Source organism: Rhizobium jaguaris (genome assembly GCF_003627755.1).
Lineage (GTDB): Bacteria > Pseudomonadota > Alphaproteobacteria > Rhizobiales > Rhizobiaceae > Rhizobium > Rhizobium jaguaris.
Window position 1 is genome coordinate 398,958 of record NZ_CP032696.1, and the last position, 20,950, is coordinate 419,907.

A 20,950-nucleotide genomic window follows, 5' to 3' on the forward strand; every position below is an offset into this window, starting at 1 on the left:
AAATCCACGAGGGTTCAATTGGGACAGCGGGTCGCCATCTACTGCCGCGTTTCGACCGCCGATCAGTCGTGTTGGCGGCAAGAAAGTGATCTGACGGCATCTGCCGGCCGTGCCGGCTACGACGTGGTGGCGACTTTCAAGGAAACGGGCTCCGGAGCGAAACTCGATCGGGCGGAGCGGAAGAAAGTCCTTGCTCTCGCCCAGGCTAGACAGATCGATTCCATCTTGGTGACGGAATTGTCCAAGTGGGGACGATCGACAATCGACCTGCTCAACACGCTGCGTGAACTGGAAAGCTGGAAGGTTTCTGTAATCGCCATGAACGGCATGACCTTTGATCTTTCATCACCGCATGGGCGGATGCTGGCAACGCTTCTCTCCGGGATTGCGGAGTTTGAGCGCGACCTGATCAGCGAACGGGTTAAATCCGGCCTCGCTGCAGCAAAAGCACGGGGCAAAAAACTCGGCCGTCAGGCAGGTGAGCGCCCCAAATCCGATCGGCTTGCGCCGAAAGTGATGGCATCAGTTGCCGAAGGCCGAAGCTACCGCTGGATTGCTCGCGATCTTGGCATCAGCAAGAACACCGTCGCGGAAATAGCAAAGCGCAGCAAATCGTCCGCGCCTTCAAAGATAGGGGTCTCGCCATGAACAGGCGATCACGCCCTTCATCCGATCCATATCGCAAGGCTCGCTTCAGAGAAATTGCACGTGAGATCGTCGCGAAAGACCGTTACAACCGAAAATACGGAATATCCGTCGACACTGCGGGCGCTATCGCCAATGCGCTTGAGAGAGCATACCGGGACGGGCTCCATGACGGTGAGCACGGGGCCGTTCCCGTAGCCGAGCAACCGGACAACGGACCGATAGAATGGGCGCTGATACCGCCGCGGCCGAGGGACGCGTTCTGGACCATTTGCCTGTTCACCCTGTCGCGTGGCGACGGACCTGCCCCCGGCGGACGTCTTGTTCCTGCCCTCACGGAACGTGGAACGCCGGGATGGATGCTCGACTTGCAGGAGCGGACTTATGAGAAATCTTTCGGTGACAGAACGATCGCACCCCTCATTCGCCTTGGTCTCATCGAGGACGCTTCCGATGATCCGGCACACCGGGTTGTCTCGAAACGAGGAACGGAAACCTGGAGCCAATTCGTCCAGCGGGGCGGTCAATATCCGGACGACCTCACCAATCTCTAGCGCAAATGAAAGCTGAACGTAATCGCGCTTACAGTGTCATTTCGCCCCAAACCGGAACCGACCCCTTCATTCTCGATCCGACAGAGATTTCCAGACCATTGGCGGGACAGAAGGTCATCGTCTGTGACTATCCGGACGGTCGCCTCGAGATCATGCATGAGAGTTATTCCCTGCCCTACAGAACCTTCGACAAGCTGCGATCGGTGCATCGCTCGGCGGTCGTTGAGAACAAGCGATTGGACGACATCCTGTCGATCGTCGCAGAGATGCAGGCCGGCAGAGAACAGCAGCGCAGCAAGAGCGGCCCCCGACGCACCGGACAGACGGATCATATGTTCGGCATTCGCGACGGCAGCACAGCCAACGGCTACCAGAAGCGTGGACGCAAGCCGGGGCCGAGGACGGATTTCATGAACGATCCTGCGGTGATTGCGCGGCGAGAGAAAGCGTTATTGAAGCAGCCAGCGGCGGAATAAAGATCGTCAATGCACGCCGATGTCGCTTTGCGTATCCGATTCCAACTGCAGGCAGGCTGCCCAAAGTGGCGTCTTGTGGAAGAGTCCGTCCTGGAGAAGAGTCAGCCCCTCTCGTGCCTCATAGAGCAAGCCGAGCCAGCACAAACGTTGGAAGACGCCGTACTGGAGATCGGATTTCAACTCCCAGGCTTCTATGGTCATTTCGGTGTCAGACAGAGGCGCCATGTCCGGATAGAGGATCTTCACAAGGTCCATTGGCGTGCAACCTTCTCTGGACTTGATATTGAGAAGATTGAGGAACATGCGCCACCAGCGTAACCGCGCCCGCACCTCCTCTTCGCGCTCGGTGGCGTGGACATACGAATAAAGATAATCCGTGGCGATCAGATCGAAGAAGGCGTTCGGGTTCACCAGAAACTCCCGGCCGCGTCTGGTTGGCAACAGCACATCTTTTTTCCGGCGAAGAAGCTTCAGGTGGCGGGTCATGTCGCGCACGACCCAAAGCGGCGGCATGTCGCTTTCATTGAGCACCTTGTTCATGCTGTAGAGGTCTTCTGCTGTGAACCCTGGCCAGAGGAAGTGCACAGCGGCCCAATGCACGAACTTGCGGTTCATGGCGCCGGTCGCGGTCAATCCTATGCCACCCTCACCGTCAGCATAGGCAACCGAAAGAAACATGCCGCGAAGAAGTGGTGACAGCGCGGCGATGTCGACGTCACCTTGCAGTTTGATTTCTGGAAGCATCGTGTGGCTGTGATCCCTACCCCGCCCCATGCGGGTGCAAGCGACTATCAACCGGCGACCGAACAATTGCTAGTGAGAAGGCTAAAGCCGAAGGGGTGCGTTTCACCCGCCCCGATCTGATCTTGCAACCGGATCAGCCGGTCAGATCGGGGCTGGTCGTCAGTGCCAGTGTCGCCTTTCTAACTGGCCAGCGGCGTCGCATCTCCCTCGCGCAGGACGTCATCGATCCGACTCCGAAAATATGTGGACTCAATATCGCTAAGCAAGTTGCGCCTCCCATTGTAGTCAACATAATAATTGCTACTGAATAAATGCGAGTAATCGCGTTTCCCTCTATTTTACAAAGTTTGCGATCGAGGCTCAGAGGTCGTTCTTGCTAAATCGATATGGCAATGTTGTCCGCAATTTTCTACTTGCGCGCTAGAATAAGCGAGCCCATCTTTACCTTTACGATCAGCGGATGATTCGATGATGGGCAGCAGCGGCGGTTACCTTGGGCTAACAAGCAGCGATGGGGGAGAGATGAGCTTGCAACAGGAGTACATTCAGTGGGCGTTACTAGGAGGAGCGGCACTGGCTTCGCTGATAGCCATGATCATCACTATGGTTACACTTGGCAAGCTCTCGAAGACAATGACTGCAGCCATTGACCCAGTGCTCTCGAATCTGACGGCTTTTGAAGGGGCGCAAGATCGGCTGGAGCGTACCGTAAGAGAGGATTTGAGGAGCGCCCGTGAAGAAGGAGCCTCATCCGCCAAAGAGCTACGCGAAGAAGTTTCAAAAAATATAAGCAACTTATCGGAAACTCTTCGCAATCAATCTATCGAGACATCGCGTCACCAGAAAGAGCACTTGGACCAAGTGTCACAGAACCTGCGTCAGAATGCGAGCGATACCTCTGCACAGCAGGAGAAGAATCAGGAGGCCCTGCTAACGTCCGTCAAGGAAATCCGCGAGCAGGTCGGAAAAAATCTTGAGACGATGAAGGAGGACGGGGCAGCACAGACAAAAGCCCTGAGCGAAAACCTCACAGGCAGCCTTGATCGGTTCGCTTTGGCATACCGGGAGCAAACGCAACAGCTCTTCGACATTCAACGCGGCCAACACGACGATTTTGCAAAACGACTCGAAGCGCTCAGCGAAACTGGAGCCAAGGCGGGGGAAGCACTGAAGCTCAGCGTTGAAACTCAGCTTGGCGTTCTTCGGAAGGAGAACGGCGACAAGCTTGAACAGATGCGCGTCACAGTAGACGAAAAGCTCCAAGGAACCCTGGATAAGCGTCTGGGCGAATCCTTCAAGATGGTGAGCGAACGCCTTGAAGCCGTACACCAAGGCCTTGGCGAGATGCAAAGTCTTGCAACAGGGGTTGGCGATTTGAAGCGTGTTCTCACAAACGTAAAATCCCGCGGTTCATGGGGCGAGGTTCAGCTAGGTGCCTTGCTTGAACAAATCCTCACTCCGACGCAATACATCTCCAACGCTGCCATTTCGGAAATCGGAAATGAGCGCGTTGAATACGCCATCCGCCTCCCTGGTAATGCGGAAGGCGAAGAGGTGTTGTTGCCGATCGACGCGAAATTCCCCATAGAAGATTATGAGCGGCTGCAGGCTGCGTCAGAAGTGGGCGACATCTCATCTGTCGAAGAGGCATCCAAAGCATTAGAAACCCGCATCAAAAATTCTGCGAAAGACATCTCCAGTAAATACGTTCGGCCGCCAAAGACCACAGATTTCGCGATTCTCTTCCTTCCGACCGAAGGTCTTTATGCAGAAGTCATCAGACGGCCCGGCCTCAGCGACGACCTGCAACGGAATCATCGGGTGGTCATCGCCGGTCCCACCACGCTCACAGCTCTTCTGAGTAGCCTCCAAATGGGCTTCCGGACTTTGGCGATTCAAAAGAGGTCTAGCGAAGTTTGGCAAGTGCTTGCGGAGGTAAAGGACGAATTTGGCAAATTTCGCCCGGTTCTGGAAAAGGTAAAAAGGAAGTTGCAAGAGGCGTCAAACCAAATCGACAAGGTCGAAGTTCGCGAAAGGGCAATCAAGCGAAAACTTAGGAATGTCGAAACGCTTCCCGCGAATGATGGTACCGCAACCCTGGGGAGCCTCGAAGAGGAACTTGGCTTCGACGACGAGGAGACATCTGACGAATTTGTAGCAACGGCTTGAGGCGCGGCTACTTGCGGCGCCAAGCAATGCGGTCTTCAAGCCGTCGCACGGTGCATTATTAAGCATGAGCTCAACGCAAAGCTAAAGAGAGCTGTCGCCGATCGACGCGGCACAATCTAAAGCCTGTGCCATATCCGAGCTCGTCGAGGATGACGAGACCGGACTGGACAAGGCGGTTGGCGATCTGGCCAGAACGACCTTGGGCTTTCTCCTGAACGTTGCGCCTGTCGTGGGTTAGCACGAAACCGCCGAGATGAGGGCCGAGATGGCGGGGCGCACCCATCAGCTGCTGTGCCGGTTTCAGCGTGAGGGCCAGCCGGCGATCATCCGGATTGAGGTTCAGCTCGCGAACCGCGTTCGCTGACAAGCTCCTCTAGCGATTCAATGAAATCTGTCGGCGATCTTCAGTAATTCCGCTGTCACTACGTCGGCGTCCGTGTAAGGGTCGTTGCCGTTATTTTTGTCGAACCGGTCGCGAAGAACAGCAGCACGGCTATTTGCGGCGGGAAGGCGGTCCTTCGTATCTTGGTAAACCGTTTTGCTGTTTTTGGCATAGGTCGGGTAGCAGGCGTGCTTGCGCAACTCTGCATAGACTTCGTTCCGATGGATCGGCGCGAGCACATCGCGAAAATGCAGTAATATCCATAGCTCAAAGTTGGGCACCGATGGGATGGCTTTGAAGGGAACGGCTGTCCCCTCGTCGTTTTTCAGTTTCTTGTTGGTCGCTTCGGCTTTGGAGAACGCATTGTGGTAGCTGTCGTGGTCATCGCGATCGAACACCACATAAACGCGGTCAAAAGCCTTGCTTTCCTTAAATTGATCGATGGCATATTCCACGATCCGCAGCGGCGCGGTTCCGTAGTCCGACGGGACGATTTTGATATCCGCGTTCGGAAGCCGTTTTTCGCGGCGAATGGCCTCAAAATAGTTAACTTCGGTCTTTTCGCCTTCACAGACAATCAGCATGCGGTCATACGGCCGCTTTCGGCCCTGCCGACGGGCTAACCGACTCTCAGTACGTTCAAAGCGGTGTTTTCTGGCCAAGACTAACGATCCACTGTTCCGAGAATCGGAATGCCACCGTAACGGCCACCAAGGTAGCCCTTTTCGAGGGCTTCACCCTTGCGGGGCGAAAAATCGAGCAACGGGAAAAGGTGCGAAACTTGCTCTGCGTCCTTTTCTGTAAACCAGATCTGGTCCCGTCGCAGTTTGTGCCCCTCAAGGAGCGAGACGTCGTGTGTCGAAAAGATCAGCTGTGCGCCTTTAGGATTCGTCGTCGGATTGTTGAACATATCCAGGATCTTTTGCACCAGCAGCGGATGCAGGCTCCGGTCGAGTTCATCCACGATAAGCAGGCGACCCCGCTGGAGGATATCGAAAATTGGCCCGGCAAGATTGAAAAGGATCTGGGTGCCGGCAGATTCGTCGGTGATGTCGAATTCGTACTGCTGCCCTTCGGCAAGGTGCCCGAATTGCGGAACATCAAGTTCCGCATCTCGAATGTCCGAGAGGCCAGAAGCGATGTTAAGCTGGAATTGACGACCCGGGCGCTTAGCAAATGACACGGAGGAAATGCCGGTATCCGCCGCCGTCATCAGCGATACGACACGCTGCAGGTTCTTCGGATCTTGAGCGTACCTTGCCGAGAAGTCAAAGCCTATGCTCCCGCCTTCCGGGAAGATGGCCATGTCCTCGGAAAACTGCTGATACAGGGGTTTAAGCTGCTCGCTGTTGAGCTGGACAGCCGTTGTCAGAAACAGCGTTTCTTTCCGGGTCGCGTTTTCCCACACCTTTTTCGATCCCAGGAAATAGTCACTGTACGTATAGTCGTAGCGGCTTCTTTTCTTCTCGTTGTAGGCGCGCGAGAACCAGACTTGTGGTTTGGCACGCTCATAAACGAGTAGCCATTCGCTGATGACGCGCCGCCGCGTCTGCTCAAATCCGTACTGATAGCGCCTGCCGTCGATGATGAACGTCGCCTCGAAGAGCGTCGGCTTAGTGTCAAAGTCCGGGCGCATCCGGAAGGGCGTAAGATTGTTTTCTTGATCCGGCTGAACCTGGTTCGAGGTCGTAACCATGGCCTGCATGAATTGAAAGGCTCGGATGATGTTCGACTTGCCACTTGCGTTCGCACCATAGACGGCCGCCGCATTGAGAACCCGCTTGACCTTCTCGAGGCCGGCTTCTCGGGTGTGCGTGCTTTCCAGCGTTGAATCTGGACTGGCGGCCAGGCTCAGCACGGCCTCATCACGAAACGACCGAAAGTTTTTGACGCGAAACTCCAGAAGCATAGTCGCTATCACTCCATTATAAACGCACGATAAGCACAAAATATGCATAATTGCAATCTATTTCGGCGCGTTGGTCGAAATCATCCGGATAGAGCAATCCTAAACCGGTCGACGAACCGAAGACCTGAGTCACCCAGTTTACGGATTTACTGGACGACTCCCTGAGAGGGGAAGCTTTCCCTCCTTGGTCGACCGATGCAGCAGAAAACCGGGGCGTAAAGGCGGCCGCAAGGCCAAACGCCTCAGTCCTCCAGTACTTGGCCTTCAATCTCAGCGATCGCGCCCTCTTCGAGCACCTGGCGGTGAGCAGCCCGGCGTCATCCAACCGCTCGCGCAGCGTCTCGAGGCCAAACAGGAGCGCGGCGAAAAAGATGATCTTCATTAAATTGCGTGACGTCGCTGCCGATAGACGACGGGTGAGGTCCTCCATCGACGCGGAACGCTACTGACTAACACGTGAATTCCGCCCCCGCAGTTGAATTCAGTCCGGCATTCCTGTGAAAACGTCAGGCAACGGATTGTCGAGTTTGTCGAGGCCGCGACATGGTGGCGTTCGGTCTACCTTATTGCGCACCCCCTTAAGCTATTGAACTCGTCTGCAGAAGATTTTTCTGTGCAGTTGGCACGACTTTTGAAATTCACCCGTCGCGCGGGCGGAATGAGCCGCCGCGCGATCTGGAAGGCGTTCAAAAAGTCACCTCGCCGCAAATGCTTTCAAAAAGATAACGAAGGCCAGGATGTGAACGTGCGGGGTCTGAACTGTGTCTGGCCGATTTCCGATCATCACGACCCTCGCACAAAACCGGAAAGACTTTGAAGCTGATCCCTGCGGCCTCCCCGAGCGATCGCGCGGGGAAGGTGCCAGTCAGCCGGACTAGACGGAGCGCAATGACTTGGCGAAAATAAGCAGTGTGGCGGGCGTAGCGGCGGATGCAACATTACTAAGCACCTTTGCGCCGCTCAAGAACCCGACCTTTCGTTCGATCTGGCTCGCCATGCAGGTTTCCAGCCTTGGCTCGTTGATGGAGGCAGTAGCCACCAGTTGGCTGATGGCTACTGTCTCACCTTCTGATCTGATGGTCGCGCTTGTACAGGCGTCATCAACGCTGCCCACGTTCATTCTGTCTGTCTTTGCCGGGGCCATCGCCGATAATTTCAGCCGTGGTAGGGTCATGTTTTCCGGCAGGTGCCTGATGATCCTAGCATCTGCGATGCTTACCGCGCTTGTAGCGTTGGCCTTTGTCGATCCGTGGCTTATCCTCAGTTGCAGCTTTTTGCTCGGATGTGGCGCCGCTCTCAACGGTCCCGCTTGGGAGGCGTCAATCGGCGATATTGTGGATCGACGCGATCTTCCCGCTGCCATAACGCTTACGTCAGTCGGATTCCATACTGTCCGGACGGTGGGCCCGGCGCTTGGTGGCATCGTCATTGCGTCGCTCGGCGCTATGACGGCTTTCTCCCTGACCACACTTTGCTATCTTTTGCCACTATGCGCCTTACGGCGCTGCAACTGGAAGGCCCGCTCTTCAACTCTCCCGCGCGAGTCGATGATTGCGGCGATCAATGCCGGAGTGCGCTTCACGGCGACGTCTTCGGAACTAAAGGTAGCGATCGCGCGTGGAACGCTCTTTGGTCTGGCCAGCATCTCCATACTCGCGCTGCTCCCTCTGATTGTTCGCGACCAATTCGCGGGCGGGGCGATCGCATATGGCATTTTGATGGGAGGGTTCGGCACCGGCGCCGTCCTCGGCGGCATCTCCAACAGCGTGTTCAGGCGGAAGCTGCCTCAGGAACGGCTAATAGCGCTCGCGTGCGCCGCCTGTGCGACGTGCTCCATTTCCCTTGCTCTGATCCCTGAACTCGCATTGGCGGCGGTCGCACTCGCCCTGGGGGGTGCGGGTTGGGTCATCGCCTGGTCTAGCCTTACCGTGAGTGTGCAGCTGGCGAGCCCGCGGTGGATCGCAGGTCGCACCATCTCGATCTATTTTGCATTAACGCACGGCGGTATCGCGGCAGGCAGTTGGGTGTGGGGTGTGATAGCGCAGAATTTCTCCCCGGCTTTGTCGCTGGAAGCCTCCGCTGGAGCTCTGTTGCTGATCGCTACCGGGTGCCTCTTGCGGGTTCGCAGGCCTCGAGAGTCGGAGCTTGGTTCTTTAAATGGGCTCAACGCGGTTGCCAAAAGGTGGCATCAGCGCGAGGAGCCCAATGAGCAATGAAGGACTGAACGATCTCAAGGTCGAGAGGAGCTGTCCCCGCTTCGTTCCGGAATTACGCGCAAGGAGCCGCAGAAGCTTTGGTCTGCAACGGCTCCGCCGATCTTCTTCCCTCACCGCGAGCGGTCATTCCCCGCGAACCAGCAAGCTCGGCTGTCGCCGTCTTCCACGGACGCTTTGGTCCTTGAATGCAGCAGGCCAATCCGTCGCCGTTCGACCGCCATCGAGGCCATATCGGACGGCTTCGAACAACTCTGAGGAGATTAAGACAATGGCTCAGATCGGTACCCCGCGACGAAACGGGCGCCTACAACGGCACCATCAAAACCCTCAGCTTCATGTCAAGGCCAGCATCAAACCGGCGGCCGGGACAACGAGCTCCGCAGACTTCGAGGACACCGCGATCGGTGTCGAGTTCGGCGCGGAGCGCTCGTGAGACGAGAGCCGAGTATCTCTCGCTCAGGATGCAGGCCTCTTCTTCACGGCGCCGGACAACACCTTTCCCGTTCAAGGTGACGAGGGCGAGGGCGAGCACGGGTACGGTGTTATTGACACAGTCGACGACCAAGACATCTCGCCTACCCCACTCCGCAGCCGCTGGGTCGCAGTCCTGCTGTTTGCAGTCACCCTCGGGCATTGGTCAGGCAGCCGTACCGACGCCTTCATCGCCGGCCTTCCGACTGCGGCGCGCATGCTTGAGCATGTCACGCCGACCGCCGTCGACATCGATGTCGTCTCACGCTCGCCGGCCCAGGATCTTCGGCTCTTGTGTCTTGGATTGGTTGTGATCGCTTGATGGATTCGCTCGCTCATCTTGTTGATTGAAATGCTGCAAATAAACACTTAGCTTCTACTTCGCGCCCCGAGTATCTCTGTTTGCGGAGGTGGCTTGAGTGATCTCCAGGTACGTTCATGAGAGGGACATACCCTTGGATTCCCAAGCGCTTGGCACCTGCCAACGCGCATTTGATGCCATTCTTGCTGAACTTAGTATAAGTCGTGAACACGAACGAGCCGAAAACATTGCCGCCTTTGTGATCAAATTGTACCAGCAGGGTATTCATGATGAGGAAAAACTCTTTCAGCTGGGCATAACGGCGAGCGGTAACTTGAAATCCTGAACAGGAGTACAACTCTGCTTTGTCGCGCGAGAGTTCCATCAAGTACGAAATCCGCTATCGCGCCGACCTGCGTGTCGCAACCACCGTTGCCGAATCTGCAGTCAATTTCCTGGTCGCCAAGAGCATTGGGAAGAAGCGACAGATGCGCTGGTCTCAGTACGGTGGGTACATCTTTCTAATTCAATCGACGATGCGCAAGGCCAATTGATTGCATTAGTTCCCTGTCTTCTTGGCAGCGACCTTGACGACCTTGGCCGGCGTTGCGGCGACAGTCGGCTTTTCCGCGGAAACAAAACCGGCGCCGATTGCGACGTTCAGAGAGATATAGTCCAGAGCGCTTTGTTGGATAGCCGTAGCCAGGCTTTCCTGCGCATCAGAAACCGAGCGCTGTGCATCGAGAACATCGAGCAGCGAGGAGGCGCCGTCCTTGTAGCTTGCCGTCGAAAGTTCGAGGGCTTCCTGGTAGGATTTCACCTGCGCGCGAAGTGCGGCGACAGTCTGAGCATCGCGGCTGACGGCCGACAGGGCGTTTTCGACCTGTTCGATACCGGACAACACGGTCTGCTTCCAGACGATATACTGTTCGCGGCTGGCGGACCCGGCTTTCTTGACGTTGGCACGCAACGCGCCGCCGTCGAAGATCGGCAGCGACAGGTTTGGGCCGAACGACCAGCTTGTCTTGCTGCCACTGATAGACTTCGTGTGGATGTAGGACGGCGAGATCGCACCACTGAGCGAGATCGTGGGGAAGAGTTGGGCTTCCGCCACGCCGATCTTGGCGGTCGCAGCAGCGAGGTTACGCTCGGCGACACGAATGTCGGGTCGGTTACGGATGAGGTCAGCCGGAACGCCCGTGTCAACGCGGCCCCGGAATACCGGCTGGCTGCCGCCGCTGTGCAACTGAGCGATAATGGTCGCCGACGGCACGTTCAGCAGGGTTGCAATATGATGCAGCGCACGACGGTAACTGATTTCGAGACCCGGAATTTCCGAAAGCGTCGAGTTAACGAGGCCTTCGGCCTGGACCACGTCGAGGCGGGACACGGCGCCGGCATCGAACTGGAATTTGGTGAGTTCAAACGTTTCCCGGCGAGACTTCAGGTTATCCTGCGCGATTGCGACGCGGGCCTGATAGTAGCGGACGTTGACGTAGCTGTTAGCCAGATCCTGCAGATAGGTCAGGCGAGCGACGTCGACACCGGAGTAAGCCGCATCCAGCGATGCATTGGCGCTTTCCTTGGCACGGCGGTATTGACCCCAGAGGTCAAGCAGCCACGAAGCCGTGGCATTGCCGCCGATGGTGTTTTCCGTTTCCCTCTTGGTGCGCTGGCTGCCCTTTTCGCCGTTGGTCTTATGACCGCCTGACACCAGAAGGCTCGGCAATCCGCCGGCGCCGGCGGTGATGACTTCAGCCTGTGCTTGATTGATGCGTTCCAGCGCCTGCTGGATGCTAAGGTTTTCTGCAAGTCCTTGCTCAGCCAAGGCGTTCAGCTTCCTATCGCCGAAAGCGGTCCACCATTGCGAACCGGAGACGTCGCCGTTGACCTTCGTACCGCCATCCGAGAATTTGGCCGCGAGCGGCATTTCCGGTGGCTTATGATCGGGGCCGCTGACGCAACCTGCCAGAAGAAGAAGCAAGGCGGGGGCGGCAGTACGAATGGATATCATCAGATTATTTCACAATTCAATTTACATGATCACTGTCTTGCGGGGGGGCGACGTGACCTCTTGCGCGGCGGCGTTTCTGTGATCTCTTCCGATATTTAGTCATCCCGATGAGCTGGTAGGCCGTTGGGTTTTAGACTCTAGGGGGAGGCGGTATATTGTAAGAAGACATCGACGAGCGGAGATGCTCGACAGACCAGGCTACGATCGACGGGACCGCGCCCATGAGAGACTCGCGCTACGCTTAACCACGACAGCACGCGCATGAATCTTCTTCAACTTGCATATGTCTCGAAAGTACTCAGCTCCAGGCGAGCGGCGGCGAGAACGCTGGCGCGTTGTTCGAATGTGCTCAACTGACTTTGGTAGGTGCTGGCTCGGGATCGTCGACCGATAACGAATTGCCAACACCGAATCCCACCGCATCTGCACGCATGCGACGACCCCAGCTCTTGCATCTTCATCTTTCTTCTACGCTTCCTAATGGCATTCGACTGATTGGAAAAATTGATTCTTTGGATCACGCCTATTTGCGCCATGGATCACGGCGCGGGTTTTCGTGGGTTTGGGCTCATGTTTGAAATTCACCTCCATATTGAAACTCGACGTTCTCTGACGAGCCAATGTTGACACTCTTCGTCGATCCATGGTGATTTTGCCAAGCGCTCCAAATCGCGCTAATACTTGAAAAATCATCGAAATAGCTTGTGTAGAAGGCAAGAGGCCAGGGCGAAGCTGTAACAAGGAAAGCTGCTGCTGTCGCGCGGCGGGTCGGGTCGTAGGGCTTCCTGCGTCTATGGATAGTGGAACAGCCGTTTCACGGGACGGAAGGTTCTCACCTTCACCGACGATGTCATCACAGATCCGGATCTGCATATAAAACTTCTTCGTCGGAGTGTATGTCGCAAGTCGTAAAGCAAGGGGCGTGCCAGAAGGCGCGCCCATTCGTTTTCAATGAATTAGCAAGTTCTTGGTGCCATCCGGTGAAACAGTGGCGCCACCTTTGTCGGGTTCGCTGCAAATAAGTGGGGAGGAAATCATTCGCCTCATGGCGTGGCAGATTGGAGGTGGAAGCCGCCGGCCCCGGCGAAAGAGCAGAAAGTCAATGATGCTTCAGGTATGCGCCGGCGGGCGTGCTTTCTTGCCGTGGGTGGAAAGGACGGCAATCATCGCATCTGCCAAATGACAAAGCGCCCTCCCCAGCTCCGTAACCTTATAGCTTTCTCCTTCGGCAGCTCGAATGGCATGGCGTTCAAGTTCGACCTGCCGGAGAACGTTGCAAACGAGGAAACCCAGGAGTTTGTGGTCGGTACCATCAACCGCCGACGCTGGTTTCCCGACCGGCGGCAATTTCGAGCTCTATCTGGACTGCCTTGAGGAACAGGCCTGCCTGGGCGCGGATATCTTCGTCTTCGGCCCCAGCAATCCTCATCGCAGCAACGAAGTGGATCATTTCCGATCGCCAGAACCTGTTCGCCTCTTCGCCATGAAGAGCCTGCAAGAGGGCCGAGCAGCGTTTCACTTCTGCCAGCCGCCGATCAGCTGGAAACAGTATCGTTTTCATTTAACCTCCAACCAGCGAATCTCAACTGGTGGGCGGTAGGGTCGCCGGAAGATGTTTCCAAAAGCTGAATGGACGCCTCCTCTAGGATGATCAAGGCGGTACCAGCGTTCGGTTTTTGTGCGGCTATCTGATTTGAGCCACCCTTCGATTTTGATGACATTCGCTCCAAAGGTCCGCCTGACGCTCTTGAAGGGATCAGGACCTAAGACCCCGCAGTCACGAACTCTAACACCATTACGATTTTCTTAGTTTACACCGAAGCTTAGGCGGTCTGGTACGGCTGGTTTGGGGCCGGAAACGGAAGGTCTGCTATGGGGCGCGTTTATTGGATAGCAGCCGATGGCGTCGTCAACTTAACGAACCGTGGAAATCGGTGTGCGATTATTGGCCATGACACACCGTGATCCGCTCTACCGCCGCCATCGATTTCCCGCTGAAATCATTGCTCATGCCGTGTGGCTTTATTTCCGCTTCCCTCTCAGCCTGCGGATGGTGGAGGACATGTTGGCTGCCCGTGGGATCATTGTCTCGCATCAGACGGTCCGACTTTGGGCGGAGAAATTTGGTCGGGCCTTTGCCAACGACATCCGTCGTCGATCATCCGGTCAACTCGGTGACAAATGGTATCTCGACGAGATCGTCATTTCGATCCGTGGCAAAATCCATTGGCTCTGGCGCGCCGTGGATCAGGACGGCTTTGTTCTGGAGGTTCTGGTGCAAAGCCGCCGCAATGCGAAGGCGGCCAAGCGCCTGATGCGCAAACTCCTGAAGGGCCAGGGTCAAACTCCACGGGTGATGATCACCGACAAGCTTCGGTCCTACGATGCTGCCAAGCGAGAGGTAATGCCGGGCGTCGAGCATCGCTCGCACAAAGGCTTGAACAATCGGGCGGAGAATTCCCATCAGCCCGTACGGCGGCGAGAACGGATCATGAAACGCTTCAAGTCGCAGCGACAGCTACAACGCTTCGTCTCCATCCATGACCCGATTGCCAACCTCTTTCACATCCCGCGCCACGACATCCCATCCAGCCATCACCGAGAACTGCGCACAGCGGCCATGAGCCTGTGGGGGAAAATCGCTCGGGCGTGAACGATAAAGTCGGCCAGCATCAGAGTCTGTGCCCTATTGCCATTAAGTTTACGATGCCACCCGATGTCGCCATCGTTAGGACCGGAGAAGGAGAACTGTCCTGAACAAGATCACAGAAGGCCTCAACGACCGCCCTAAAAGTTCCACCATCGCCCAGAGCGCATGCGCGAAATAGCCTGAAAAGGCTATTTGAGGTCAATCAATTTTTCATTAAAAATAGACAAGGGGTCCAGTTGTTTGCCGTCACTCCAAGCTCGCGACAAAAAGCAGTGAATTGGGTGGAGCAAGTTGACCGAGATTTTGACGCTTAAACTCGAGGCGACGTCACTCACGACGAGTGAGGTCTCCGAATGGCTTAACGGTGAAAAGCACGACAATTTCTATCGGCCTCTCAGTACCGACAGCCGTGGTCTTTTCTCATTCGGTGTTCGTGGCGCGGGCGAGATGGTGGGCTGGACCGGATCGACTTCAACGGACCGCACCTTTTCCGTCACGATCGAGAATGATGACTTCATGTTTTTCATCGAACATGGCACCTGCTACGACCTGGCAACAGGCGGCATATGTCATGCGATTACGCCCTGCACGGGGTTGCTGACGAGGGCTGATCGCTATTCCGGCGTTCACATTCACGCAGGCTCTGTTGCGGAAGGGTTCTGTGTCCCAAGGAGTGCGGTAAACACCGCTCTGATCAACACCTTCGAACGTCTGCCGCCCGTCGATTTCGAATTCGCTCCCCGGCAGGACCTGACAGCGGGACCGGCGGCACCTCTTTTCAAGCTCATGCGGTTCTTCCGGGATGAGATCTGCGCCGATCAAAACCTCGTAGTCTCTCCCATTGCCTTGACCAGCTTCCAAGAGATGTTCTGTCTGCTGATGGTGCAGAATCTGCCTCACACGCTTTCAGATACGGGATCGCCGGTGCAGACCATTGCCCCTCGCCAGCTTCGAAGAGCGCTGGAGTTTGCCAGGGCACATATTGCAATGCCTATCACGATCGCGGACATGGCGGCTGCCGCCGGTGTCAGTGTGCGGGCACTGCAGATCAATTTTCGACGATTTTTGGATGTCACTCCAATGGCTTATCTGAGGCAGCTCCGCCTTGACGGCGCACGTCGCGATTTGATGACTGCCACGCCGTCCGCGACGGTCAGTGAAATCGCGCGCCGATGGGGGTTTATGCAGCCGGGCCGTTTCTCTCAGGAGTATCGTGCGGCTTTCGGTGTCCTGCCGAAATACGATCTCGGGCGCAGCTATGAGAAGAATCGGAGTGCGGCGTCATAACGCACACGTCCATACCCGTTCCATATCGACGGTCCCACATCCTGATGATGGACAATTGAAGGCGGCGATCCTGTTCGATCCCTTGCTGCCGTTTTGCGAATTCACTATTCAGAATGCGCTGTTTTCACCACACGGATTAGAGCTGAAAAAGCTTCGTTAACCAATTGATGAACAAGTATTACATCAGACCAATTCTACGTCCATGACGCTACACCTAGAGCACGTCCATTTTATTCGGGGTCATATCCGGGGTCTGACGCATTTTTGATGAGGATTTCTTTCATATTGCGCCGATCAACCGTGCCTGAAGCAGGTCCAGCTTGGCACGCCCGTACATTTGCCTTTTGACAAGCTTCAGCTTGTTGATCTGTCCTTCGACCTGGCTGTTCGACCAAGGTTCGGTGATGGCCGCGGACACCGCTGCCTTGTCTTTCAGTATCCCGTTGGCGAAGGGGGCGAACAGACTGTCGCGTGCATCAGCGATCCATTGATCGAGTTCTGTCTTGGCCTTCCGTCGGATCATCGTCTGGAAGCGATCAATTAGATTGCGGGCCTGGATCAAGGTAGGGACGCTGGCCTCTATGGCCGCGACGGTAATCGTGTCGGCTTTGCTCAGTTGATCACGAGCAGTTGTCATCAATCGAGCGATCGTTCTGGCAGATGGCACTTTTTGAAGTTGCTGATCGCAGACCCGTTCAGACCGCCGTCGCCTTGCCGCCCACTCCCCGACGACACGAGAACAACCACGGAAACCTTTGCGTTTTAGCTGCCGCCAGAGTTCAGCGCCGCCTCAAGAGAACTTTGTCTTGCACGGAAGACATCGGTTCTGTGACCGCGGACGATCTGGCGAACTGTTCCGCGGCTATAGCCTGTTTGTCGGACGATTTCCTTTATTGGAACACCATCGGAGGCGAGCTTGCCGATCGTCGAATTCGCGTCCTCGCGCCGCAGATAGCTGTCATATTGCAGTCGTTCAGCGCGGGTGAGCAGCTCAGGATTGATCGTGGTAGCACCAATTGCGGCCCGGATTGCTCGCATGGATTTGCGTACGACGTCGAGGAATGCTGCGCTGGCGTTCTCCATCAAATGCCAACGATCTGCGACCTGAATGGCGTGTGGTAAAGCCTTAGCAGCAGCTTCACGATAGCCGCCGCCTCGGTCGCGGGAAACAATCGCAATTTCGGGGTGCTGAGCAAGGAAGGTGGAAACTGTCGCGATCTCCCGATCGGGCAGAAGCTTTATAATCCTTCGCCTCTCAAGATCACATACGACGGTGCCATAGCGGTGATTGCGGCGGAAAGCCCAATCGTCGACGCCGACGACGCTTAGCGCGTCATCCGGCACCGCGGATTTTCTTCTCACTGCGCGGATGAGCGTGTCATTGCTGACTGGGATCATCAAGCGTTTGGCAAAGGCTGCTGCAGGCCGCCCTCCCAGAGCCAATCCGAGATGATGCACGACGGTGTCAAGCCAAGCAGTTCGACGACCGCGCTCCGGAACGACAAGCTCGCCAAACCTCTCGACGAAAATTTGACGACGGCAGAATGTCATCTCACAGACAAAGCGCCGTGCCGACAACCGCAGTTGGACCCTGACGCCAGCACAAGGCAAATCGGCAATTATCCGAACGTAGCGGCTATGAACACGATCCGACATTCGACTGCACAAAGGGCAGGAACGTCGATCAGCGGCAGCCCGCGCGGAAACAATGATAACCCCGTCGCTCTCGTCGGAACGCTCAACAATCAATCCGGCCGGGATCAGGGATGACAGACGAAATTTGGTCGCCATGGTGCTGATTCCTTTCTGATAACCGCACCAGTTTCGACTGCGAAATCATCAAATATGAGTCAGATCCGAAGGTTGACCCCTCGCCGTTGCTGCGTAAGCCATTGATTTACATACACGAAATGGAAATCGAGCGAGGGTCACGATCGGCGCCGGTGATGACCTCACCGAGGTTGCGAATTTGCCTGCCAAGTCGTGCACTTATTGCCTTTCGGCTGGGGAGGTCAACCTTCGGTGCTGATTCACAGACGCGGCTCGTAGCCGACCAGCCGGGCGACCAGCATCTTCGCCTCTGCGAAGCCAACCCCGTGCGTCATCAGCGAAAACACATCCCCTTCGCGTCGGAGAGCGGATCGAACCAGCCTTTTCCATCATGGATCACGATGACGATCTCGTCGCCGCGCCGGTATTTGACTGCGCGTCGCGTACTCTCTTGTCTGTCGATCGCATAGCCGGCCTGATCCAGCGCGGCCGCGCAGACCACCCTGTGTCGTAGTTCATCGAGTTCGTCCTGTTCCATGTCCTTCTTTCGTGCGCCGCAGGCGCCGCCTTTCCTTCAGGTTTCCTTCCCGCACCTCGCGGCGCCTCTTCCGAACGCCGCGAAGAGCAAAGGAGGCAAGGGCGCGGCTGGCAACCTGCAATTTGCACCTTGCGCCACCGCTGCGTGCCAGCCGCGGTGCAGCTTGCCGCCACAGCTCGCAAGAGGCATCTCCGGGAGGAGGAAGCCGGCTCAATGAGCCGGCCCGTATTCAAAGGGATCGTATTCGGCGAGGGTCTCGACCTCGTCGTCTTCGAGTTCGGCGCTCGGCAGAACGCCGTATTGGCCCTCGACCTGGAACAAGGTCACCGGAACCATGAGGGTGCAGGCAAGTGGGACAGCGTAGGAGTGAGCGAGTGAAAGGTTTTGCGACATCTGAAGCCTCCATCGGAAGCGGGCCAATTTCCGCTTGATGGCTCCATCAGTGTCCGGCTCCGGTCGCGATCACTGCGATAGCGAAGCAGAGCGGCCGCAGCTTGCTAGCGAACCCTTCACGGGTTGATCGTTGAGATCCGGAGCCGGACTAGGAATGCCATCGAGCAAAAACGGGGTTGGGTCGTTTCGAGGCGGTTGAGGAATCGCACCAGCTTGCGCGGACAAGGTCGTGCTTTACAGTGCGCATGGTCGATCGCCGATCTTCGGACGCGGCGGCCGGGCACCGGGCACACACAGCTCGATGTTGATGAGCTTGTTGCGAGTTTATAGGTGCTTTCATTGAACATACATTGAAATTGAGGGGCGAAAGACCTATGGTGTCGAGACAAAAGGATTTTGCCATGCCCAGAGCCGCAGCTGAGAATACGAACCGCTTCCCCATGCAGATTCCGCCAGCCGAGAAAGCGCGGCTGATGCGCGCGGCTGCGCTTGAGCGCACGAGCCTGAAAGAGTTCGTATTGCGCAACGCGCTTGTGGCGGCGGAAGCCGTCATCGAGAAAGCCGAGCGGATCAGCCTGGATGAAGAACAGACCCGCTTCATACTGGATCTGATGGATAACCCGCCACAGCCGAACGCAAAACTGAAAGCAGCAGCTCGCTTGCTCGCTGCCCGCAAATGACTGTTCCGGACTGGCATGAAGAGCCGATCGCCAAAGGGCATGATCGCAAGGGCTTCGATTGTGGTCAGGCCGATCTCAACGACTTTCTGGCGAGGTATGCCCGACAGGCTCATGAGAGCGGCGCCTCAAAGACCTACGTGGCGGTCGGCAATACGGACAACAAGACGATTCTCGGTTTCTACACACTGAGCCCGGCCCAGGTAGACTTTGACCTGGCGCCCGAGACGGCACGTCCATCCGGTGGCGGACGACATCCGATCGGTGGGTTTCGCCTCGGCCGCCTGGCGGTCAGCACATCTTATCAGGGCCGAGGTCTTGGCGGCGAATTGTTGATTGCCGCTGCCCGGCGATGCATCCAGGTTTCATCACAGGTCGGTGGTTCGCTGCTGCTGATTGACGCCAAGGATGAACGAGTCGCGGAGTGGTACAAGTCCTATGGCGCGCTCGAAATTCCCAAGTTGCGTCTTTCTCTCGTTCTGCCCTATTCCGTTTTCATCGATGTGATGGAGCAGGCGGGTAAACCGATCCTTTAGGAAACCACTGGCCGCTATTTCGAGGGAATAGAGATTATCTAAGGTCTCGGGTCTTAACTCTGATCTGATCGATATGACCGTAAGGGTCGATGATATCGCGAACCTTCGGCATGCCACGCGGATCCGGCGTCGGTGACCCATGATGAAACTCGTCGCCCCGCCCATGCGGGAGCGGAAACGCTTTGTCTCGCGATCCAATGCTCGCAAGATCGCCGGAAAATCCGTCAGCCGATGCGCGACGAGATGCACCACCTCGCCTTCGCGCTGGATCTTGCCGTAGACGCCGATCATACCGGCGCCGAGCACGACGCGTCGGTATTTCTCGAAGGTCTTGACCCAGACGACGAGGTTCGCATGGCCGGTCTCGTCCTCGATGGTGATGAAGGCCGCTGACGCACGAGGACCAGCCCCACGGCTTCGAGCCATTTGCCGTCGCGGGCGTTCATGGCGTCCTCGCAGGTAACGATTTGCCGTCTCGACTTTGAGCAAGATCAAATATAAAAATTTCGAAATCCAGCAATTAGCTTCAGTTACTGCGGAGGGCTACCACAGATAGGAAAATAAACCCTCCGAGACCTAAAGGCAGTACGCCTAAGCGACTACCGGACAGTCACGCAGGTGACCGGGCTAAGCTGGGCAATCTCGGTGGATACACTGCCGAGCACTAGTTGCGACAGGCTCGAAAGGCCCCTCGCTCCAGAGACGACGAGGTCGGGACGCTCCTCCTGGATCACTTTGGCGATCTGTTCGACGGCATCGCCTTCCATCAGATGTGTTGAAACTTGCTTTACGCCGTGTGCCCTGACGACGGAGCTGGCTCTGTTGAGAACTTCAGTGCCGAGAGCCTGCAAGACGCGAATGGAGGCTGGATCCGTCGCCGAAAATCTGACTGGAAGACCGGGCACGAGTTGGGCAGAGGCCTGAGGGTCTCCGCCGTCCTGATGATGTAAATCATCGAGATGCTCTGTTTCCACCATGCGTCGGAGATCTTCGTCGATTTCACCGGAAAGCATCACGTGCACCAAATGGACCTCGGCCTGGTGTTGCGCTGCAAGATCGGCACCGATCTCGACCGCCTTCTGTGCATGAGCGGACCCATCCGTGGCAATTAGGATTTTCTTGAACATGGCATATCCTCCCGAGCCGGTTTCAATGCGGACAATAGCCGTGCAGATTCCCATTAGAGTGACCCCTCTTATGCAAGCCGAATTGAGGGGA

Annotated in this window: 21 protein-coding genes and 3 pseudogenes; 10 read left to right on the plus strand and 14 right to left on the minus strand. The window is 56.4% G+C overall.

The annotated features are described in order from the left end of the window. Positions 1-18 precede the first annotated feature (18 nt). The 3 genes and pseudogenes from CCGE525_RS36050 to CCGE525_RS36060 form a co-directional block, all read left to right on the plus strand. A complete protein-coding gene (locus tag CCGE525_RS36050) occupies positions 19-648 on the plus strand; it encodes a recombinase family protein (RefSeq protein ID WP_120709064.1) in 630 nt (209 codons plus the stop codon). Next, a complete protein-coding gene (locus CCGE525_RS36055; RefSeq protein WP_120709065.1) occupies positions 645-1,199 on the plus strand; it encodes a hypothetical protein in 555 nt (184 codons plus the stop codon). The genes CCGE525_RS36050 and CCGE525_RS36055 overlap by 4 nt, the downstream gene beginning before the upstream one ends. A 65-nt stretch (positions 1,200-1,264) precedes the next feature. Next, positions 1,265-1,675 (plus strand): annotated as a pseudogene (locus CCGE525_RS36060) (ISNCY family transposase); the annotation flags it as partial. Positions 1,676-1,681: 6 nt separating this feature from the next. On the opposite strand, the gene CCGE525_RS36065 reads toward CCGE525_RS36060, so the two are convergent. Further along, entirely contained in the window at positions 1,682-2,419 is a 738-nt protein-coding gene (locus CCGE525_RS36065) for a hypothetical protein (RefSeq protein WP_120709066.1), read from the minus strand. 468 nt (positions 2,420-2,887) lie between these two features. On the opposite strand from CCGE525_RS36065, the gene CCGE525_RS36070 reads away from it, so the two are divergent. Next, on the plus strand, positions 2,888-4,588 hold the full coding sequence (locus CCGE525_RS36070) for a DNA recombination protein RmuC (RefSeq protein ID WP_425375935.1): 1,701 nt from the start codon (positions 2,888-2,890) through the stop codon (positions 4,586-4,588). Positions 4,589-4,658: 70 nt separating this feature from the next. Here the strand turns inward: CCGE525_RS36070 and CCGE525_RS40000 are convergent, their stop codons facing one another. From CCGE525_RS40000 to CCGE525_RS36090, 4 genes are read right to left on the minus strand one after another with little or no spacing between them, the layout of a single operon-like run. After that, positions 4,659-4,955, minus strand: a complete 297-nt coding sequence (locus CCGE525_RS40000; RefSeq protein WP_120709067.1) for a hypothetical protein — start codon at positions 4,953-4,955, stop codon at positions 4,659-4,661. A gap of 14 nt (positions 4,956-4,969) precedes the next feature. Beyond that, complete coding sequence (locus CCGE525_RS36080) at positions 4,970-5,632, minus strand: RloB family protein (protein WP_245472412.1); 663 nt, start codon at positions 5,630-5,632, stop codon at positions 4,970-4,972. 2 nt (positions 5,633-5,634) lie between these two features. Beyond that, positions 5,635-6,879 (minus strand): AAA family ATPase, encoded by a 1,245-nt coding sequence (locus tag CCGE525_RS36085; protein WP_120709069.1) that lies wholly within the window; start codon positions 6,877-6,879, stop codon positions 5,635-5,637. A gap of 16 nt (positions 6,880-6,895) precedes the next feature. Beyond that, positions 6,896-7,309 carry a hypothetical protein gene (locus CCGE525_RS36090; protein WP_120709070.1) on the minus strand — a complete coding sequence of 138 codons (414 nt, stop codon included), beginning with the start codon at positions 7,307-7,309 and terminating at the stop codon, positions 6,896-6,898. A 463-nt stretch (positions 7,310-7,772) separates the two neighbouring features. On the opposite strand from CCGE525_RS36090, the gene CCGE525_RS36095 reads away from it, so the two are divergent. Next, positions 7,773-9,095 (plus strand): MFS transporter, encoded by a 1,323-nt coding sequence (locus tag CCGE525_RS36095; RefSeq protein WP_425375936.1) that lies wholly within the window; start codon positions 7,773-7,775, stop codon positions 9,093-9,095. Between the two features lie 304 nt (positions 9,096-9,399). On the opposite strand, the gene CCGE525_RS38845 is transcribed toward CCGE525_RS36095, so the two are convergent. Both CCGE525_RS38845 and CCGE525_RS38665 read right to left on the minus strand, forming a co-directional pair. Then, positions 9,400-9,660, minus strand: a complete 261-nt coding sequence (locus CCGE525_RS38845) for a hypothetical protein (protein WP_205587532.1) — start codon at positions 9,658-9,660, stop codon at positions 9,400-9,402. Between the two features lie 241 nt (positions 9,661-9,901). Then, positions 9,902-10,252, minus strand: a complete 351-nt coding sequence (locus tag CCGE525_RS38665; RefSeq protein WP_162950434.1) for a hypothetical protein — start codon at positions 10,250-10,252, stop codon at positions 9,902-9,904. Here CCGE525_RS38665 and CCGE525_RS36110 point away from each other — a divergent pair. Next, entirely contained in the window at positions 10,233-10,421 is a 189-nt protein-coding gene (locus CCGE525_RS36110; protein WP_120709072.1) for a hypothetical protein, read from the plus strand. The genes CCGE525_RS38665 and CCGE525_RS36110 overlap by 20 nt on opposite strands. 5 nt (positions 10,422-10,426) lie before the next feature. On the opposite strand, the gene CCGE525_RS36115 is transcribed toward CCGE525_RS36110, so the two are convergent. Both CCGE525_RS36115 and CCGE525_RS36120 read right to left on the minus strand, forming a co-directional pair. Next, positions 10,427-11,881, minus strand: coding sequence for an efflux transporter outer membrane subunit (locus tag CCGE525_RS36115; RefSeq protein ID WP_120709073.1), 1,455 nt, complete (start codon positions 11,879-11,881; stop codon positions 10,427-10,429). Positions 11,882-13,193: 1,312 nt separating this feature from the next. Next, a complete protein-coding gene (locus CCGE525_RS36120; RefSeq protein ID WP_120709074.1) occupies positions 13,194-13,442 on the minus strand; it encodes a DUF6074 family protein in 249 nt (82 codons plus the stop codon). Between the two features lie 390 nt (positions 13,443-13,832). Between CCGE525_RS36120 and CCGE525_RS36125 the strand changes: the two genes are divergently transcribed. Then, complete coding sequence (locus CCGE525_RS36125; RefSeq protein WP_120709075.1) at positions 13,833-14,534, plus strand: IS6 family transposase; 702 nt, start codon at positions 13,833-13,835, stop codon at positions 14,532-14,534. 288 nt (positions 14,535-14,822) lie between these two features. Further along, on the plus strand, positions 14,823-15,818 hold the full coding sequence (locus CCGE525_RS36130) for a helix-turn-helix transcriptional regulator (protein WP_120709076.1): 996 nt from the start codon (positions 14,823-14,825) through the stop codon (positions 15,816-15,818). 280 nt (positions 15,819-16,098) lie between these two features. Here CCGE525_RS36130 and CCGE525_RS36135 read toward each other — a convergent pair. The 3 genes and pseudogenes from CCGE525_RS36135 to CCGE525_RS36145 form a co-directional block, all read right to left on the minus strand. Then, positions 16,099-17,609, minus strand: a pseudogene (locus tag CCGE525_RS36135) (ISL3 family transposase). Positions 17,610-17,922: 313 nt separating this feature from the next. Beyond that, the gene (locus tag CCGE525_RS36140; protein WP_342637468.1) at positions 17,923-18,126 is read right to left on the minus strand and encodes a hypothetical protein; all 204 of its coding nucleotides are present in this window, start codon (positions 18,124-18,126) and stop codon (positions 17,923-17,925) included. Positions 18,127-18,336: 210 nt separating this feature from the next. Next, positions 18,337-18,519 carry a hypothetical protein gene (locus CCGE525_RS36145; RefSeq protein ID WP_120709077.1) on the minus strand — a complete coding sequence of 61 codons (183 nt, stop codon included), beginning with the start codon at positions 18,517-18,519 and terminating at the stop codon, positions 18,337-18,339. A gap of 401 nt (positions 18,520-18,920) precedes the next feature. On the opposite strand from CCGE525_RS36145, the gene CCGE525_RS36150 reads away from it, so the two are divergent. Together CCGE525_RS36150 and CCGE525_RS36155 are read left to right on the plus strand one after the other, a co-directional pair. Beyond that, a complete protein-coding gene (locus CCGE525_RS36150) occupies positions 18,921-19,199 on the plus strand; it encodes a type II toxin-antitoxin system TacA family antitoxin (RefSeq protein ID WP_120709203.1) in 279 nt (92 codons plus the stop codon). Further along, entirely contained in the window at positions 19,196-19,732 is a 537-nt protein-coding gene (locus tag CCGE525_RS36155; protein WP_120709078.1) for a GNAT family N-acetyltransferase, read from the plus strand. The genes CCGE525_RS36150 and CCGE525_RS36155 overlap by 4 nt, the downstream gene beginning before the upstream one ends. Positions 19,733-19,766: 34 nt before the next feature. Here the strand turns inward: CCGE525_RS36155 and CCGE525_RS39385 are convergent. Further along, positions 19,767-20,211 (minus strand): annotated as a pseudogene (locus tag CCGE525_RS39385) (OB-fold nucleic acid binding domain-containing protein); the annotation flags it as partial. 120 nt (positions 20,212-20,331) lie between these two features. Next, the gene (locus CCGE525_RS36165) at positions 20,332-20,859 is read right to left on the minus strand and encodes a universal stress protein (RefSeq protein WP_162950435.1); all 528 of its coding nucleotides are present in this window, start codon (positions 20,857-20,859) and stop codon (positions 20,332-20,334) included. Between the last annotated feature and the right edge of the window lie 91 nt (positions 20,860-20,950).

Coding starts and splice junctions, on each gene's coding strand:
- CCGE525_RS36055 (WP_120709065.1), top strand. CDS start 645: ATGAACAGGCGATCACGCCCTTCATCCGATCCATATCGCAAGGCTCGC.
- CCGE525_RS36065 (WP_120709066.1), bottom strand. CDS start 2,419: ATGCTTCCAGAAATCAAACTGCAAGGTGACGTCGACATCGCCGCGCTG.
- CCGE525_RS36070 (WP_425375935.1), top strand. CDS start 2,888: ATGATGGGCAGCAGCGGCGGTTACCTTGGGCTAACAAGCAGCGATGGG.
- CCGE525_RS36085 (WP_120709069.1), bottom strand. CDS start 6,879: ATGCTTCTGGAGTTTCGCGTCAAAAACTTTCGGTCGTTTCGTGATGAG.
- CCGE525_RS36090 (WP_120709070.1), bottom strand. CDS start 7,309: ATGGAGGACCTCACCCGTCGTCTATCGGCAGCGACGTCACGCAATTTA.
- CCGE525_RS38665 (WP_162950434.1), bottom strand. CDS start 10,252: ATGGAACTCTCGCGCGACAAAGCAGAGTTGTACTCCTGTTCAGGATTT.
- CCGE525_RS36115 (WP_120709073.1), bottom strand. CDS start 11,881: ATGATATCCATTCGTACTGCCGCCCCCGCCTTGCTTCTTCTTCTGGCA.
- CCGE525_RS36120 (WP_120709074.1), bottom strand. CDS start 13,442: ATGAAAACGATACTGTTTCCAGCTGATCGGCGGCTGGCAGAAGTGAAA.
- CCGE525_RS36125 (WP_120709075.1), top strand. CDS start 13,833: ATGACACACCGTGATCCGCTCTACCGCCGCCATCGATTTCCCGCTGAA.
- CCGE525_RS36140 (WP_342637468.1), bottom strand. CDS start 18,126: ATGGAACAGGACGAACTCGATGAACTACGACACAGGGTGGTCTGCGCG.
- CCGE525_RS36145 (WP_120709077.1), bottom strand. CDS start 18,519: ATGTCGCAAAACCTTTCACTCGCTCACTCCTACGCTGTCCCACTTGCC.
- CCGE525_RS36150 (WP_120709203.1), top strand. CDS start 18,921: ATGCCCAGAGCCGCAGCTGAGAATACGAACCGCTTCCCCATGCAGATT.
- CCGE525_RS36155 (WP_120709078.1), top strand. CDS start 19,196: ATGACTGTTCCGGACTGGCATGAAGAGCCGATCGCCAAAGGGCATGAT.
- CCGE525_RS36165 (WP_162950435.1), bottom strand. CDS start 20,859: ATGTTCAAGAAAATCCTAATTGCCACGGATGGGTCCGCTCATGCACAG.